Source organism: Mycolicibacterium sp. Y3 (assembly GCF_051188035.1).
Taxonomy (GTDB): domain Bacteria; phylum Actinomycetota; class Actinomycetes; order Mycobacteriales; family Mycobacteriaceae; genus Mycobacterium; species Mycobacterium fluoranthenivorans.
This window is the reverse complement of record NZ_JAVQLT010000001.1, coordinates 1,837,912-1,853,597: the sequence shown is the minus strand read 5'-3', so window position 1 is coordinate 1,853,597 and position 15,686 is coordinate 1,837,912. Positions and strand designations below refer to the sequence as shown.

16 protein-coding genes are annotated in these 15,686 nt (G+C 66.5%); 7 read left to right on the top strand and 9 right to left on the bottom strand.

Annotated features, from left to right (window positions below; translation table 11 throughout):
* Positions 1-4 precede the first annotated feature (4 nt).
* The 3 genes from QN239_RS09155 to QN239_RS09145 form a co-directional block, all read right to left on the bottom strand.
* The gene (locus QN239_RS09155; RefSeq protein ID WP_499009705.1) at positions 5-847 is read right to left on the bottom strand and encodes an ABC transporter permease; all 843 of its coding nucleotides are present in this window, start codon (positions 845-847) and stop codon (positions 5-7) included.
* A 10-nt stretch (positions 848-857) separates the two neighbouring features.
* The gene (locus QN239_RS09150; protein ID WP_499016678.1) at positions 858-1,568 is read right to left on the bottom strand and encodes an MlaE family ABC transporter permease; all 711 of its coding nucleotides are present in this window, start codon (positions 1,566-1,568) and stop codon (positions 858-860) included.
* Between the two features lie 274 nt (positions 1,569-1,842).
* Positions 1,843-2,442: a TetR/AcrR family transcriptional regulator gene (locus QN239_RS09145; protein WP_499009702.1), complete on the bottom strand. Its 600-nt coding sequence runs from the start codon at positions 2,440-2,442 to the stop codon at positions 1,843-1,845.
* A gap of 97 nt (positions 2,443-2,539) precedes the next feature.
* On the opposite strand from QN239_RS09145, the gene QN239_RS09140 reads away from it, so the two are divergent.
* Both QN239_RS09140 and QN239_RS09135 read left to right on the top strand, forming a co-directional pair.
* The gene (locus QN239_RS09140) at positions 2,540-3,397 is read left to right on the top strand and encodes an alpha/beta fold hydrolase (protein ID WP_090363398.1); all 858 of its coding nucleotides are present in this window, start codon (positions 2,540-2,542) and stop codon (positions 3,395-3,397) included.
* The gene (locus tag QN239_RS09135; RefSeq protein ID WP_499016677.1) at positions 3,354-6,299 is read left to right on the top strand and encodes an aminotransferase; all 2,946 of its coding nucleotides are present in this window, start codon (positions 3,354-3,356) and stop codon (positions 6,297-6,299) included. Before QN239_RS09140 ends, QN239_RS09135 begins: the two co-directional genes overlap by 44 nt.
* Before the next feature lie 3 nt (positions 6,300-6,302).
* Here the strand turns inward: QN239_RS09135 and QN239_RS09130 are convergent, their stop codons facing one another.
* Positions 6,303-6,458: a hypothetical protein gene (locus QN239_RS09130; protein WP_090363617.1), complete on the bottom strand. Its 156-nt coding sequence runs from the start codon at positions 6,456-6,458 to the stop codon at positions 6,303-6,305.
* Between the two features lie 26 nt (positions 6,459-6,484).
* On the opposite strand from QN239_RS09130, the gene QN239_RS09125 reads away from it, so the two are divergent.
* The 5 genes from QN239_RS09125 to QN239_RS09105 all read left to right on the top strand — a co-directional run bounded on the left by QN239_RS09125 (position 6,485) and on the right by QN239_RS09105 (position 9,867).
* Positions 6,485-7,189 carry a guanylate cyclase gene (locus QN239_RS09125; RefSeq protein WP_499009699.1) on the top strand — a complete coding sequence of 235 codons (705 nt, stop codon included), beginning with the start codon at positions 6,485-6,487 and terminating at the stop codon, positions 7,187-7,189.
* A gap of 115 nt (positions 7,190-7,304) precedes the next feature.
* Positions 7,305-8,231, top strand: a complete 927-nt coding sequence (locus QN239_RS09120; RefSeq protein ID WP_499009697.1) for a Vgb family protein — start codon at positions 7,305-7,307, stop codon at positions 8,229-8,231.
* An 88-nt stretch (positions 8,232-8,319) separates the two neighbouring features.
* Positions 8,320-8,802, top strand: coding sequence for a hypothetical protein (locus tag QN239_RS09115; RefSeq protein ID WP_499009694.1), 483 nt, complete (start codon positions 8,320-8,322; stop codon positions 8,800-8,802).
* 30 nt (positions 8,803-8,832) lie between these two features.
* Positions 8,833-9,216, top strand: a complete 384-nt coding sequence (locus tag QN239_RS09110) for a hypothetical protein (protein ID WP_499009691.1) — start codon at positions 8,833-8,835, stop codon at positions 9,214-9,216.
* 69 nt (positions 9,217-9,285) lie between these two features.
* Positions 9,286-9,867: a DUF4232 domain-containing protein gene (locus QN239_RS09105; protein WP_499009688.1), complete on the top strand. Its 582-nt coding sequence runs from the start codon at positions 9,286-9,288 to the stop codon at positions 9,865-9,867.
* On the opposite strand, the gene QN239_RS09100 is transcribed toward QN239_RS09105, so the two are convergent.
* From QN239_RS09100 to adh, 5 genes are all read right to left on the bottom strand, one after another.
* Complete coding sequence (locus tag QN239_RS09100) at positions 9,851-10,261, bottom strand: VOC family protein (protein WP_499009686.1); 411 nt, start codon at positions 10,259-10,261, stop codon at positions 9,851-9,853. The two genes, QN239_RS09105 and QN239_RS09100, sit on opposite strands and share 17 nt — an antisense overlap.
* Positions 10,262-10,295: 34 nt before the next feature.
* Complete coding sequence (gene eutC, locus QN239_RS09095; RefSeq protein WP_499009684.1) at positions 10,296-11,069, bottom strand: ethanolamine ammonia-lyase subunit EutC; 774 nt, start codon at positions 11,067-11,069, stop codon at positions 10,296-10,298.
* Complete coding sequence (locus tag QN239_RS09090; protein WP_499009682.1) at positions 11,066-12,481, bottom strand: ethanolamine ammonia-lyase subunit EutB; 1,416 nt, start codon at positions 12,479-12,481, stop codon at positions 11,066-11,068. The genes eutC and QN239_RS09090 overlap by 4 nt, the downstream gene beginning before the upstream one ends.
* Positions 12,478-13,899 (bottom strand): ethanolamine permease, encoded by a 1,422-nt coding sequence (eat, locus tag QN239_RS09085; protein WP_499009680.1) that lies wholly within the window; start codon positions 13,897-13,899, stop codon positions 12,478-12,480. Before eat ends, QN239_RS09090 begins: the two co-directional genes overlap by 4 nt.
* 263 nt (positions 13,900-14,162) lie before the next feature.
* A complete protein-coding gene (adh, locus tag QN239_RS09080; RefSeq protein WP_499009678.1) occupies positions 14,163-15,686 on the bottom strand; it encodes an aldehyde dehydrogenase in 1,524 nt (507 codons plus the stop codon).

Sequence of the window (15,686 nt, the reverse complement as noted above, 5' to 3'; positions counted from 1 at the left end):
TGCGTCAACCGGCCAGATTGAAGTTGCCCGATTGCCCGTACACGGCGAGCGAGATCAGCACCACGACGAATGCCGAGATGACCAGCGAGGTGCGCACCGCGCGACCGACGGCCTCCCCGACCCCGGCCGGGCCACCGCTGGCGGTGAAACCGTAGTAGGTGTGCACCAGCATGATCACGACGGCCATCACGATCGACTGCACGAACGACCAGATCAGGTCGATCGGATTGAGGAACGTGTCGAAGTAGTGGTCGTACACACCGACGGACTGACCGTAGATGGTGGTGGTGCCCAGTTTGGCCGCCCAGAACGACATCAGCACGCCGATGCAGTACAGCGGGATCACCACCACCACACCGGCGATCACGCGGGTGGACGCCAGATAGGCGACGCTGCGAATGCCGATGACCTCCAGCGCGTCGATCTCCTCGTTGATGCGCATGGCGCCCAGCTGTGCGGTGGCGCCGGCGCCGATGGTGGCCGACAATGCCACCGCGGTGGTCGCGGGCGCGATGAGCCGGACGTTGAAGAAGGCGGAGGCGAAGCCGGTGAGTGCCTCGACACCGATTTCGGCGAACTGGTTGTAGCCCTGCACCGCGACCAAGGCGCCGGTACTGACCGTCAGGAAGCCGACGATGGCCACGGTGCCGCCGATGATCGCCAACGCGCCCGTGCCCAGGCCCATTTGGGCGATGAGCCGGATCAGCTCCTTGGGGTAGTTGACGAAGACATCGGGAATCGAGCGCAGCGTGCGGCCGAAGAACTTGGTCTGCACGCCGACCTGGTTCCAGCCGTCGACCAGACCGCCCACGGACCGGCGGACTCGGTGGCCCAGGGCCCCACTCATCGGGCGCCCATCACATCGTGGCCTTCACGCCGACGGCGGTTGCCACGACGTTGATGGCGAACAGCGTCATGAACGTGAACACCACCGTCTCGTTCACGGCGTTGCCGACGCCCGCCGGCCCACCACCGACGGAAATACCCTTGTAGCAAGCGATCAGACCGGCTGCGAGCCCGAATAGTGCGGCCTTGGCCAGCGCGATCATCACATCGGCGGGCCCGGTGATCAGCGTCAGGCCGGCGACGAACGCACCAGGTGAAACGTGCTGGACGTACACGCAGAACAGGTACGCGCCGGTCAGACCCACCAGGACCACGGTGGCCGAGAGCGCAAGCGACACCGTGGTGGCAGCCAGCACACGCGGAATGACCAGGGCCTGAATGGGATTGATACCCATGACGCGCAGAGCGTCGAGTTCGTCGCGGATGGTCCGCGCACCGAGGTCGGCGCACATCGCGGTGGCGCCGGCGCCGGCGATCACCAGGACCGTCACGATCGGCCCGATCTGGCTCACGGTGCCCAGCGCAGCACCGGTGCCGGAGAAGTCGGCCGCGCCGAATTCGGTGAGCAGGATGTTGAACGTGAAGGTCAGCAGCACCGTGTAGGGCACGGTGAGCATCAGCGTCGGCAGGATCGACACCCGTGCGACGAACCAGGACTGCAGGATGAACTCGCGCCACGCGAACGGGGGCCGCCACATCAGGATGAAGACGTCCAGTGTCATCGAGAAGAAGCCACCGAAGGCTCGGACCGGCTTGGCAATGACGGCGGGAACTGCGTCGGTCGATGCCACTAATGACACCGCCCCGACATGCACCTCTTTCGCATTACCTGCTTGTTCCCTTCCACCACGCCCCGACGATGCCGCTGTCACACGAATCTGACCACAGGCACCACCATGGACGGGGGAGAACGTACATAACGATTTTCCCGTCAGCAACATCTGCCGGCGGACGGCCTGATCACCACCCTGCGAATAAATTACTGATCGGTAGGTTTCAATATTTGCCGGCGCCGAGAGCCCTCATGGCAAAGCTGACCACCCGCTGCTTGGCGACCTCGATGAGAACCGGGTTGGTGATGGACGGCACGCTGAGCTCACGGCTCACCAGCGCACTGATCGCTACGGCGTCACTCTCGGGCTCGGCCAGCGGAAATGAGCCGTCCTCGACACCGCGGCGCAGGATATCGACCAGCGAACGCTCGCGGTTGGCACGCGCGAGCTCACGGGCGTGCGGGTAGCCTTTGGCGGCCCGCATCTCGTCCGATTCCATCACTGCGAGGTAGCTGGACACCAGCGGCTCGGTCGCCAGCGCAAACATTTGCTCGATCCACGCGCGCACCTGCTCCGCCGGCGCGTCGGGCCCGCGGGCGATCTCGTCGAGCCAGCCGGACAGGGTTGCAGTCAAGTTCTGCAGCATTGCCAGGAACAAGTCGTCCTTGGACTCGAAATGCCGGTAGAAAGCACGGCTGGAGACCCCGGCACGGGCCAGGATCGCCGCCACCGGAACGGGGCCCTCGTGTGGCTCCAGCAGGCAGTGGTAGGTGGCGTCGATGATTCGGTCGCGTTCGTCGACATCGGGACGATCACGCGGCACAACGCGAGATTCTAGGGACCGCGACACCACTGGACCGCCGAATGGCGGAATCCGGGCGCTGGGTAACGTGATCGACGGGGTCGGCGAGAGGACGCGCGTGAGCACTGCAGACAACGCACCACAGACGGTGACTTTCCGCGGCGTCGACGACCTGGCCCTCGTCGGCGACGAGTGGAATCGTGGCGTCGAGACCGATCTGCCCAGCGTGCTGCTGCTGCACGGCGGCGGGCAGAACCGCCACTCGTGGAAGAACACCGGGCAGATCCTGGCCGACCGGGGAATGCACGTCATCGCACTCGACAGCCGGGGTCACGGGGACAGCGACCGGTCCCTCACCGCCAACTACGCCGTCGAGACGCTGTGCGCGGACACCCTGCAGGTGCTCTATCAGATCGGCCGGCCGGTGGCACTGATCGGCGCCAGCATGGGCGGCCTCACCGGCATCCTGGCCGCCCACGAGGCCGGACCGGACCTGGTCTCCAAGCTGGTCCTCGTCGATGTGGTGCCGCGCTTCGAGAAGGACGGCAGCGCCCGCATCCGCGATTTCATGTTCAACCACGTGCACGGGTTCGACTCGCTGGAGCAAGCGGCCGAGGCGGTGGCCGAATACCTGCCGCACCGCCCGAAACCGCGGAGCCCGGAGGGGTTGAAGAAGAATCTGCGACTGCGCAACGGACGCTGGTACTGGCATTGGGATCCGGCCTTCCTCACCAAGCCCGGCGATGACCCCTTCACCCGGGTGGACAAGTTGGAGCAGGCGGCCATGAACCTGGCGGTGCCGATTCTGCTGATCCGCGGACGCCTCTCCGACGTGGTGTCCGAAGCGGGCGTGCGGGATTTCCTGGAGAAGGTGCCGGCGGCCGAGTTCGTCGAGTTGTCCGACGCCGGGCACACCGCTGCCGGCGATGACAATGACGCCTTCACCGAAGTGGTCGTCGACTTCGTCAGCCGGTGAACCGAAAGTGACTGAATCCGTGGGCTTTAACTTCCTTGACCAACCGGCGCTGCCCGGGCCGCAGGTTTCCGCGAGCCAAGCCGAGGAGCTGTTGCACGCCCATTACGGCATGCGCGGTGTGCTGACACTTCTCGGCAGTCAGCAGGACTGCAACTTCCTGGTCCACGAGGCGGGGGAACCCGTTGCGGTGCTCAAGATCGCGAATCCGGCGTTCTCGGCCATCGAACTGGAAGCCCAGGATGCCGCGGCCGACCGCATCGCAGCGACGTACCCGACGCTGCGGGTTGCCACGCCCATGGCCACGTCGGCCGGTGAGAAATATGCCACCACAACGGAACTCGGCGATTCGCCGACCTACGTGCGCCTGCTGCCATTCCTGGCCGGCGGCGCACTGACCGACGCCGGGTACCTGTCGCCGCCGGTGGTGGCCACCATGGGTGAGCTGGCCGCGCGCGTGAGCCTGGCGCTGGCCGGATTCGATCATCCCGGGCTGGATCGCGTCCTGCAGTGGGATCTGCGCTTCGGCCACGCCGTGGTCGGAGAGCTCATCCCCCACGTCTCGGAGCACGCCGACCGGATCTCGGCGGCCGCCGCCGACGCGTGGGCGCGCATCGAACCCCTCGCCGCCGAACTCCCCCGCCAGGCCGTGCACCTGGACCTCACCGATGCCAACGTGGTGGCCGGCGAATCCGGACTGCCCGACGGTGTCATCGATTTCGGTGACCTCTCGAACACCTGGGCGGTGTCCGAACTGGCCATCGCGCTGTCTTCGGTCCTGGGCCATCCGGGTACCGATCCGACCTCGATCCTGCCCGGTATCAAGGCTTTTCACGCGATCCGACCGCTGTCGACGGCCGAGGCGCAGGCGCTGTGGCCGCTGCTGGTGCTGCGTACGGCGGTGCTGCTGGTCAGCGGGGCGCAGCAGGCGGCAATCGATCCCGAGAACGCCTACGTCACCGAACAGTCCGAGGCGGAGTGGCGGATGTTCGAGCAGGCCACCTCGGTCCCACCGGAGGTGATGACGGCGCTGATCGCAACGGAGCTGGGGTTGGCGACCGATCGGCCCGAGGTGCAGGTCGAGAATCGGCTGATCTCCGGGCTTGACCCGGATTCGGTGGTGGCCCTGGACCTCTCGGATACCCGTGACTCCTCGGACACACTCGCCGAGGAAGCCGTGCGCGAGGGCGCAACCCTGGTGCTCACCCGCTTCGGGCAGCCGCAGCTGAACCGCGCTCCCCTGCTCAGCCACGACAGCCCCGACGTCGTCGAGACGGGGATCAGCCTGTGGCCGGCAACGACCACCCGCGTGCTCGCCCCCTGGGATGCCGAGGTCACCGACCGCTCCGACGACCGCATCACGGTGCGCGGCCTGGATTTCGAACTCACCCTCACCGGTGTCGAAGCCGGCGCGGCTCCGGGACATGTGCATGCCGGCGAGCATCTCGGTGTGCTGGGGGCCCAGCAGTGGGCCACGTTGTCGGTCCGGCCCACCGGCGCGCCGGTGGCGCCCCGATTCGTCCGCGCCGAATTGGCGCCGGGCTGGCTGGCCCTGACCCGCGATCCGCGAGCGGTGCTGGGCCTGGATCCGCTGCCGGCCGCGGAGTCCGCGCAGGCGCTGCTGGCTCGTCGCGATGACAGCTTCGCCAAGGTCCAGGAACACTATTACCGCCGCCCACCGCATATCGAACGCGGACAACGCCATTACCTGATGTCGACGGCCGGCCGGGTGTATCTCGACATGGTCAACAACGTCACCGTGCTGGGTCATGCGCATCCGCGGGTGGCCGAGGCAGCGGCCCGCCAGCTGAGCCGGCTCAATACCAACTCGCGGTTCAACTACGCGGCGGTCGTCGAGTTCAGCGAGCGGATCGCGGCCACGCTACCGGACCCGTTGGACACCGTGTTCATGGTCAATTCCGGTTCGGAGGCAAGCGATCTGGCTATCCGGCTGGCCATGGCCGCGACGGGGCGCCGAGATATGGTGGCTGTCCGCGAGGCGTACCACGGCTGGACCTACGCCACCGACGCGGTGTCAACATCGACGGCCGACAACCCGAACGCACTGTCCACCCGGCCGGACTGGGTGCACACCGTGGAGTCCCCCAACAGTTTCCGCGGAAAGTACCGCGGCGCCGAGGCGTCCCGGTATGCCACCGACGCTGTCGCACAGATCGAGCAGATGACTGCGGCGGGCCGGCCGCCTGCCGGGTTCATCTGCGAGCCGGTGTACGGCAACGCCGGCGGTATGGCCCTGCCCGAGGGCTATCTGCGTCAGGTGTACGCCGCGGTGCGTGCCGCCGGCGGGTTGGCCATCGCCGATGAGGTGCAGGTCGGCTACGGCCGGCTGGGCCGGTGGTTCTGGGGTTTCCACGAACAGCAGGTGGTGCCCGATATCGTGTCGGTGGCCAAGGCCACCGGCAACGGGTATCCGCTGGGTGTGGTGATCACCAGCCGCGCCGTCGCCGACGCGTTCCGGTCCCAGGGGTATTTCTTCTCCTCGACCGGCGGAAGCCCGCTGTCGAGCACCATCGGCATCACCGTGCTCGACGTGCTGCGCGACGAGGGCCTTCAGGACAACGCGCTGCGGGTGGGCACGCACCTCAAGACCCGGTTGCTCGGATTGCGGGACAAGCACCCGCTCGTCGGCACGGTGCACGGCATGGGCCTGTACCTCGGGGTGGAGATGATCCGCGATCTCGAGACGCTGGAACCGGCGACCGCCGAGACGACGGCGATCTGCGAGCGGATGCTCGATCTCGGCGTGGTCATCCAGCCGACCGGCGACCATCAGAACATCCTCAAGACCAAGCCGCCGTTGTGCATCGATATCGAGGGGGCGGACTTCTACGTCGACACCCTTGATCGGGCGCTCACCGAACTGTTCCCCACCGGCGGGCGTTGAGCGCTACTTCTGCGCCTCCGCCAGCCGCTGGTGCAGCCGGGCCCGGATGTCGTCGGGCGTGTAGGCGGCGCGCTTGCGCTGATCCCGGGCAACCAGCACGCCACCGGCCACCACCCCGGCGACACCGGCCAACCCGACCCACTTCCAGATGCTTCGCATGAAGCGATTGTGCATAAGCTGCCCGAGTGAACGCACACACGGTGTCACTGAACCAGGCACTGCACGAAACCCGCACCGGCGATATCTGGCTGTTCCGGGGCGGCTCCGGCCCCGATCGGGCCATCCAGGCACTGACCAACGCACCGGTCAACCACGTCGGGATGACGGTGGCGATCGACGATCTTCCGCCGCTGATCTGGCATGCCGAACTCGGACAGAAACTGCTGGACCTCTGGACCGGCACCCACCACCGCGGGGTGCAACTCAACGATGCGCGTGAGGTCGTCGAGCAATGGGCGCACGGCTACGGCCAGCGCTGCTGGTTGCGCCAGCTGTCGCCGTATGCGACCCGCGAGCAAGAGGATCGCCTGCTGCAGGTGATCGCCAGGATGAACGGCACGGCGTTCCCGACGACGGCCCGCCTGACCGGACGGTGGTTGCGTGGCCGGCTGCCCGTCGTCAGCGATTTCACGCGCGGGTTGCCGGTCGTGCACAAGCGGGTGCGCGAATCGGCCGAGCGGAGCAAGGCACAACGTCGCGCCGGCCTGGAGACCGCGTACTGCGCCGAGACCGTGGCGATCACCTATGAGGAGATGGGCCTGCTGCACACCGAGAAGCGGGAGAACTACTTCGATCCGGGCAAGTTCTGGAGCGGCGACACCTTGTCCCTGACCGCGGGATATGCCCTGGGTGACGAGATCGCCGTCGATGTCGGTGCACCCCAGGCATAATCGCGGCCATCGATGCGTTATACCCGGCAGACCGAACCGTCGATACTACCCCCGAGGTCGACGGTTCGGTCTCTGAAACTGGTTGCATGGCAGTGTTTTTGACTAGGCTGTCGGAGTGACCTCGATCACCGTGTTCAGCAGCCCCGATCTGGACGCACCGTCCGGAGTCATCGGGGCGTTCGGCGATATCTGGTTCACCAGTATCGGCAACCACCTTGTCGGCCGTGTTCGCGACGGCGTGGTGCAGACCTTTGCCGGGCCTCCGGGCGCCATCCGGTTGCCCGCCAACATCTTTCCCGGTACGGATGGCAGGGTCTGGTTCACCATCCTGGGGTCGGACGCGCTGGGTGCCATCGATCCCGACGCACCTGATCCCGCCGCGACCATCACTACGGTGACGCTGCCCTCCGGAAGCCGACCGGTGGCGCTGAAGTCCGGCCCCGATGGCCGCCTTTGGTTTTCGCTGCGCGGGATCGACGCGATCGGCTCGCTGGAGCCGTCTTCGCCCGATGATTCCCTGCACGTATTCGACTCCCCGACCATCGCCGGCCCCGCTGCGTTGTTCGTCACACGCGACGGCCGGGTGTGGTGGGTGAACTCGTCGTCGAACACCGTGGGCGCACTCGATCCGTCGACCGGCGAGGTCACCGCCATCACGGTCATCGGCAGTCCGCGAGCCTGGGCCCAGAGCACTGATGGCCGATTGTGGCTGACCACCCGTGAGCCCGCCGGCCTGTTGTCCTTCGATCCCGCCGACCCGTTCAACAGCGCGGTCCATCGCACTGATTCCCGCGTGGTGGAACCCGACGGCGTCTGGGTGGGCCGCGACGGCGCGGTGTGGTTCGCCGATACCGGGGCCAACGCGATCGGCCGCTACCTTCCCGCGTCGGACCAATGGTCGTTCACCGGCGCGCCACCGCAGGTGGATGGACCGTTCGACATCAAAGAGGCCGCCGACGGCGCACTGTGGTTCACCAACAAGGCGGGTAACACGCTGGGCCGGATAACGCTGCCCACCCGCCCGCCGATAGACGGTGCGTGACGCGTTCTTGGGATCGGTAGCGATTCCCGGGGCGTGTGCTGGGCGCGAGAACGCGTCCGGACGCCGGCGCCTGACGGGAAGGACCGAGATGAACCGAATCGCACGGATGGCGGCCACGCTGGCCGTATCCGGCGGGCTGGGGCTGGCGGGATTCGCCCTGTCCACCGGTACCGCATACGCCGACGGACCCAGTTACCAGGGCGGCAACTGTCCGGGCGGGCTGACCTGCACGCACTGGTGCCCGGGCGACCCGCTGATCCCCGGCGCCGAGTTCGGCGTCATCAGCTGGGACTGGAACATCTGCCACGACTGGTACTGGAATTCCGAGGGCACGGTGGACATCGCCACCAACACCATCTACCCGTGGCGCGGGACGCCGCACCAGGCGGCGCCGGTCCCGCCCCGCCACCGGCACCGCCGGCTCCGCCACAGCCCCTGCCCGCCGATTGCCCGCCCTGGTCGCCGTTCCTGGCCCCGTCGAGGTGCGGCGAGCTGTAGCTCCGGCTTGTCGTGCCGCCACGGCGAAGAGTGTCGACACTCTTCGCCGTGGCGTCCCGCGTTTCATGAATAGTGTTCCGGCTCAGCATTTCTCGGTGACGGCGTGATCGCCTTCGACGCCAAGAATCTCTCAAGTTCGCGGTCCTACGGTGAGGTCACCACAACATCAGCGGCCCATCCGGACCGCAACCACCACAAGGAGCGCACCATGAACACCACCCACCACCTCAAGAAGATCGTCCTCGGCGCCCTGGTCTCGGGTGCCGTCGTCACCGCCGGATTGGGTCTGACCGTCGGCACCGCTGCCGCGCAGCCACAGGGCCCGGGTGTCGGCGTCGACTACTCCGACGTGGGCCCCTTGGTCACCTGCAACGCCTGCCAGGTCGCCAAGCCCGGCGACGGCTCGGTCCGGGTCAACCCGGGCCCGGGTGTGGCCAAGATCGGTGACGGTTCCGTGCGCGTCGCCGTCCCCAGCGCCGGACACTGAGCCCCGCACCGCGCTTCGGCCCGTCGCAGGCAACCGCCTGCGACGGGCCCCACCACGAAAGGACTGAGCATGAAGGTCGTCGCACGATCGCTGCCCGCGCTGGCCGTCGCCCTGCTCGCCGGGTGCACGGCGCAACACTCGCCTGCCCCCACGCCGACGGTGACGGTCACCGCGGCACCCACACCCACGGCATCGCCGGCGCCGTCGCCGGCGACGGTCACGGTGACACCGTCGCCGAGTGCCGTACCCGCCACACCGGTCGAGGTCGGGCCGTGCTCAGACGGGGACCTGGAAGTCACCAACGGGGCGATGGAATCCACCGACACTCAGCGGCGGGTCCTGGTGTCATTCCGGAACTCTTCGTCGCATGCCTGCACGATGGTCGGCTACCCCGGCGCCGATCTGGTGACACCGGCCCGCGGTGTGCTCATCAACGTCCCGCGGCGCCCCGCCAATGCGGCGCCGCGGCTCACCTTGCAGCCCGGTGAGGTGGGCACCGCCGATGTGCTGACCTATGCGATCGATACGGAGACCGGGAACTCGTGCGCCCGCTGGGGCCAGCTGGTAGTCACCCCGCCGAATGACGTCGTCGCGCATACGTTGCCGATCGATCTGCCGATCTGCAGCGCGAGCGTCAGCGCGTTGGGCTGAGTCCGAATTTGGCGCGAGCCGGTTCTGTCACCGGGGTGAACAGGTTCACCAGGTTTCCGTCCGGGTCGCGGAACAGCAGCGCCCGGTTGCCCCACGGCATCGTGGTGGGTTCGGTGACGACCTCACCGACATACGGCCGCAGCCGCGCGTACTCGGCGTCGACGTCATCGACGATGAACTCGATGATCGCGCTGCGGTTGGCCGCCGGCTCGGCGGATCCCGCGCCGAACAGGGGCACGGTCTTCTCGCTGCCGATGGCAAGTGTTCCGGCCGGGGTCGGGATCTCGGCGAACAACTCGTTGCCCCACACCGCGGCGATCCCGGTGACCTCCTCGTAGAAAGCCACCAGCCGGGCCACGTCTGCGGTGATGATGCGCGTCGATACAAACCTCATGGCGCGAGGGTATGCCGCGGCACCGACAAGTCGGTCAGAGCAGTTCCCCGCCGGCTCCAGTACCCACCGCCACACCCCGCGACGTGTCCTTGAGCGCCACCCCGGACCGGCCCAGCTCGCGCGCTCCGGCGACCAGTCCGGCAGCCACGCGAGCCGCTTCCTGGTAGCCCAGGCCGTCCGGCGGGTGAATGTTGGAGATGCAGTTCCGATCCGCGTCGGTGCAGCCCGCACGCGGCCGGTGCGTCAAGTAGATGCCCAGACTGTCCGCGACGCTGAGCCCGGGCCGCTCGCCGATGATGACCAGCAGCGTCCCGTATCCGCCGCGGGCGGCGATATGGTCGCCCAGGGCCACCCGTGCCTGCGTCGCGATCACCGGTGGCGCCAGCGAATATCGCTGTCCCAGTTGGGCCACCAGCTCCTTGAGCAATGGCGCGCCGTGGTGCATCAGGGCCGTCGGCGACAGCCCGTCGGCCAGGACGAAGCCGATATCGGCCGGCTGGGCCGGCACGGCTGCGAGATCCGCGGGGCTGCGGCCGAGGTCGGGCCGACGCAGGTACTCGCCCCGCGATGTCGCCTGGCTGGTCACCACGGCGGGCGTCCCGATGCCGATCTCGGTGACGTCGGCAGCCAGCCGCTCGACATCGAGCGGCAGATGCACGGCATCACGGGCCGCGGCATGGGCCGCGTTCAGTTCCAACACTTCCCGCGTGGGCAGGCCATTGCCGGCCCGGCCGAGGCCGATCCGCGCCTGGGTGGTGGTGCGCAGTTCGTCCCAGAATCGCTGGCGGGCCAGCTCCTCGGAACTCATGACGCACCCGCCGAGGTCAACGACCGCAGGGGTGACTGGGTCACGTCGAACGGCGTCAACCGGCCCGCGGTGTCGATCATGCCGATGCGACGCAGCCAGTCCTCGAATTCCCGGGCCGGCCGCAGCCCCAGGGTGCGCCGGGTGGACAGCACATCGTGGAATGACAGGCTCTGGTAGCCCAGCATGACGTCATCGGCTCCGGGAACGGTGATGACGAACGCGCACCCGGCCGCGGCCAGCAGCGTCAGCAGGTTGTCCATATCGTTCTGATCGGCCTCGGCGTGGTTGGTGTAGCAGACGTCGACGCCCATGGGCAGGCCGAGCAGCTTGCCGCAGAAGTGATCTTCCAAACCGGCGCGGATGATCTGCCTGCCGTCGTATAGGTACTCCGGGCCGATGAACCCGACCACCGTATTGACCAGCAGCGGCTGCAGGTCACGGGCGACGGCGTAGGCCCGCACCTCCAGCGTCTGCTGATCGACGGGCTTGCCGCCCACCCCGAGATGCGTGTGCGAACTCAACGCCGAGCCCTGCCCGGTCTCCAGGTACATCACGTTGTCGCCCACGGTGCCGCGATGCAGCGACCGCGCCGCCTCATTGCCTTCCCGCAGCAGCTTGATGTCCACCCCGAATGCCGAGTTGGCGCCCTCGGTACCGGCGATCGACTGGAACACCAGATCGACGGGGACGCCCTCTTCGATCAGCCCGATGGTCGTGGTGATGTGCGACAGCACGCACGACTGCGCCGGAATGTCGTAGCGGGCCCGGATCGAGTCCAGCAGGTACAGCAGATCCGCTGTGGCATGCGGTGAATCGGTCGCGGGGTTGATGCCGATGACGGCGTCGCCGCACCCCAGCAGCAGCCCGTCGAGCACCGCCGCGGCGATTCCACGCGGGTCGTCGGTCGGATGGTTTGGCTGCAGCCGGGTGGCCAGAGTGCCGGGCGCGCCGACGGTCGTCCGGAACGCCGCGGTGACCTCCGTGGCGGCGGCCACCGCGATCAGATCCTGATTGCGCATGATCTTGCTGACCGCTGCGGCCATCTCGGGCGTGACCCCGGCCGTGACGGAAGCGATCCGCTGCGGACCGTCGTCACGAGAGGCGTTGTCCAACAGCCAGTCCCGGAATCCACCCACGGTCAGATGCGAAATGGCGGAGAAAGCCTCGCGGTCGTGGGTGTCGATGATCAGCCGGGTCACCTCGTCTGTGTCGTAGGCCACCACCTCCTCGTCGAGGAAGGTCTGCAACGGCATATCAGCCAAAGTCCATGCGGCAGCTGCTCTCTCAGCATCGGACTCGGCCGCGCACCCGGCAAGCTGGTCCCCGGAGCGCAGCGGCGTCGCCTTCGCCATGACCTCGACGAGCCCGTCGAAGGTATAGCTGGTCCCGGAAACTTGCTGCCGGTAGATCATTTGAGTTCACTCTCCGCTTTGGCCAGCATCGCGAACTCTTCGTCGGGTGAGTTCGCCACCAGTCGATGCCGGCTGTACACCGCGAAGTATCCCATGAATGCGGCGAAGACGCCGAGGCAAGAGAGCGCGGCGATACTGTCGACCAGGAAGGTCGCGATGACCGCGAGTACCGCGACGGCGAGTGCGAATCCGGTGGTGACAGCTCCACCGGGCGTACGGTACGGCCGGCGCATCTCCGGTTCGCGCCACCGCAGCACGATATGGCTGACCATCATCAGCACGTAGCTCAGCGCGGCGCCGAAGACCGCCATGTTGAGCAGCAGCGCACCCTTACCCGTCAGCGACAGCGCGAACCCGATGACACCGGGAACGATCAGCGCCAGCGTCGGCGCCTTGCGAGAGTTGGTGACCGACAACCGGGTTGGCAGATAACCGGCACGAGACAGGGCGAACAGCTGCCGGGAGTAGGCGTAGATGATGGAGAAGAAGCTGGCGATCAACCCGGCCAGACCGATGTAGTTGACCACCTTCGCGGCCGCACCGTCGCCGAGTGCCTCGACCAGCGGATTGCCCGAGGACGACATCTGCTCGGCGCCGCCGGCGCCGGTGGTCAGGACCAGCACCACCGCGCAACTGACCAGCAGCACCGTGATCGCGGCGATGATGCCGCGCGGGACGTTGCGCTCGGGATCGGCGGTCTCCTCGGCGGCCAGCGGCACACCTTCCACGGCAAGGAAGAACCAGATGGCGAAGGGGATCGCGGCCCAGATGCCCATGTATCCGTGCGGCAGGAACGCCGAGGATCCCACCGCGTCCGAGGGTGCGATATCGGTCAGGTTGGCGGCGTCGAACTGCCCGGCGGCGAAGACGGCGAAGACGACCAGTCCGACCAGTGCGATGGCGGTGATGACGAACATCACCTTCAGCGCCTCACCCACACCGGACAGGTGGATACCGATGAAAAGCACATAGGCGGCCAGATACACCCACCAACCGTCGGTGATGCCGAACAGCCCGAGCGATTCGACATAGGCGCCGATGAACGTGGCGATGGCCGCGGGCGCGATCGCGTATTCGATGAGAATGGCTGTGCCGGTGGCGAATCCACCCCATGGCCCGAGTGCGCGGCGAGCGAAGGTGTATCCGCCGCCGGCGGCCGGCAACGCCGAGGACAGCTCGGCCATGCCGAGCACCAGCGCCAGGTACATCGCGGCGATCACCACTGCCGCGATGGCCAATCCGCCGAATCCCCCTTGGGCCAGACCGAAATTCCAGCCCGAGTAGTCGCCCGAGACGACATAGCTGACGCCCAGGCCGGCCAGCAGAACCCAACCGGCGCTACCCGATTTGAGCTGCCGCTGCTGCAGATAACTGGCGCTCTCGAGGTGCTCTTCCACCGCGCCGTGACTTGTCGTCACTTCCCACTCCCTTGGTTTTCTCTCTCGGGGCCACACCTCAGCCGATACACCGCCGATGGGCCGTCGGGCGACACTGCGCGCCCAAAAGGTAGTTTTTCCAACCTTTAAAATAGTGTGACGTATGCCCCGGTTCTTGTCTAGCGCAACCGCGGTTCACACCCCGAGCCGGGGACTCGGGGTGTGAACCGCTACTGACTCGTCAGGATCGTCGTTTCCTCGCGCAAGCGCTCGTCAGGATCGTCGTTTCCTCGCGCAAGCGCTCGTCAGAAGAACCCGGCGGCGTTTTCGCTGTAGCTGACCAGCAGGTTCTTGGTCTGCTGGTAATGATCGAGCATCATCTTGTGGTTCTCCCGGCCGATACCGGACTGCTTGTACCCACCGAACGCCGCATGCGCCGGGTACTGGTGATAACAATTCGTCCACACCCGACCGGCCTTGATATCACGCCCCGCCCGATACGCGGTATTACCGCTACGACTCCACACCCCCGCACCCAACCCATACAAGGTGTCATTGGCCTGCGCGATCGCATCCGCATAATCAGTGAACGACGTCACCGCCACCACCGGCCCGAAAATCTCCTCCTGGAAAATCCGCATCTTGTTATGCCCGGTGAAAATCGTCGGCGCCACATAAAAACCACCACCCAGATCCCCACCGAGCTCGGCACGCTCACCACCGGTAAGCACCTGCGCCCCCTCACCCTTACCGATCTCGATATACGACAGAATCTTCTCCAACTGATCATTGGAGGCCTGCGCACCGATCATCGTCTCGGTATCAAGAGGATCCCCCTGGCGCACCGCCTTCGTCCGGATCGCCGCCAACGCCAAAAACTCGTCATAAATATCAGCCTGAATCAACGACCGCGACGGACACGTACACACCTCACCCTGATTCAGGGCGAACATCGTGAACCCCTCCAACGCCTTATCCTGATAGGCATCGTTACTCGCCAGCACATCACTGAAGAAAATATTCGGCGACTTCCCCCCAAGCTCCAACGTCACCGGGATCAGATTCTGGCTGGCGTACTGCATGATCAACCGACCCGTGGTCGTCTCCCCGGTGAACGCAATCTTCGCGATCCGATTCGACGACGCCAACGGCTTACCCGCCTCCACCCCGAACCCGTTCACAATGTTCACCACACCCGCGGGCAACAAATCCCCGATGATCGAGAACAAATACAAAATCGACGCCGGAGTCTGCTCAGCCGGCTTGAGCACGATCGCGTTACCCGCCGCCAATGCCGGTGCCAACTTCCACACCGCCATCAGAATCGGGAAATTCCACGGGATGATCTGGCCCACCACACCCAACGGCTCATGGAAGTGATACGCCACGGTGTCTTCGTCGATCTGCGACAACGACCCCTCCTGGGCGCGCAGCACGCCGGCGAAATACCGGAAATGATCGACCGCCAACGGAATGTCAGCGTTCAGCGTCTCCCGGACCGGCTTGCCGTTATCCCAGGACTCCGCCACCGCGATCGACTCCAGATTCTCCTCAATCCGATCCGCGATCCGGTTCAACACCAACGCCCGCTCCGCCGGGCTGGTCTTACCCCAGGCCGGGGCGGCCGCATGCGCGGCATCCAACGCCAACTCCACATCAGCCTCATCCGAACGCGGGATCTCACAAAACACCTGCCCCGTCACCGGCGTCGGATTCTCGAAATACCGGCCACCCACCGGAGCCACCCACTGCCCACCGATGAAATTGCCATAACGGGACTCAAAAGACATCAAAGCGCCTTCAGTACCCGGGCGCGCGTAAACGGTCAC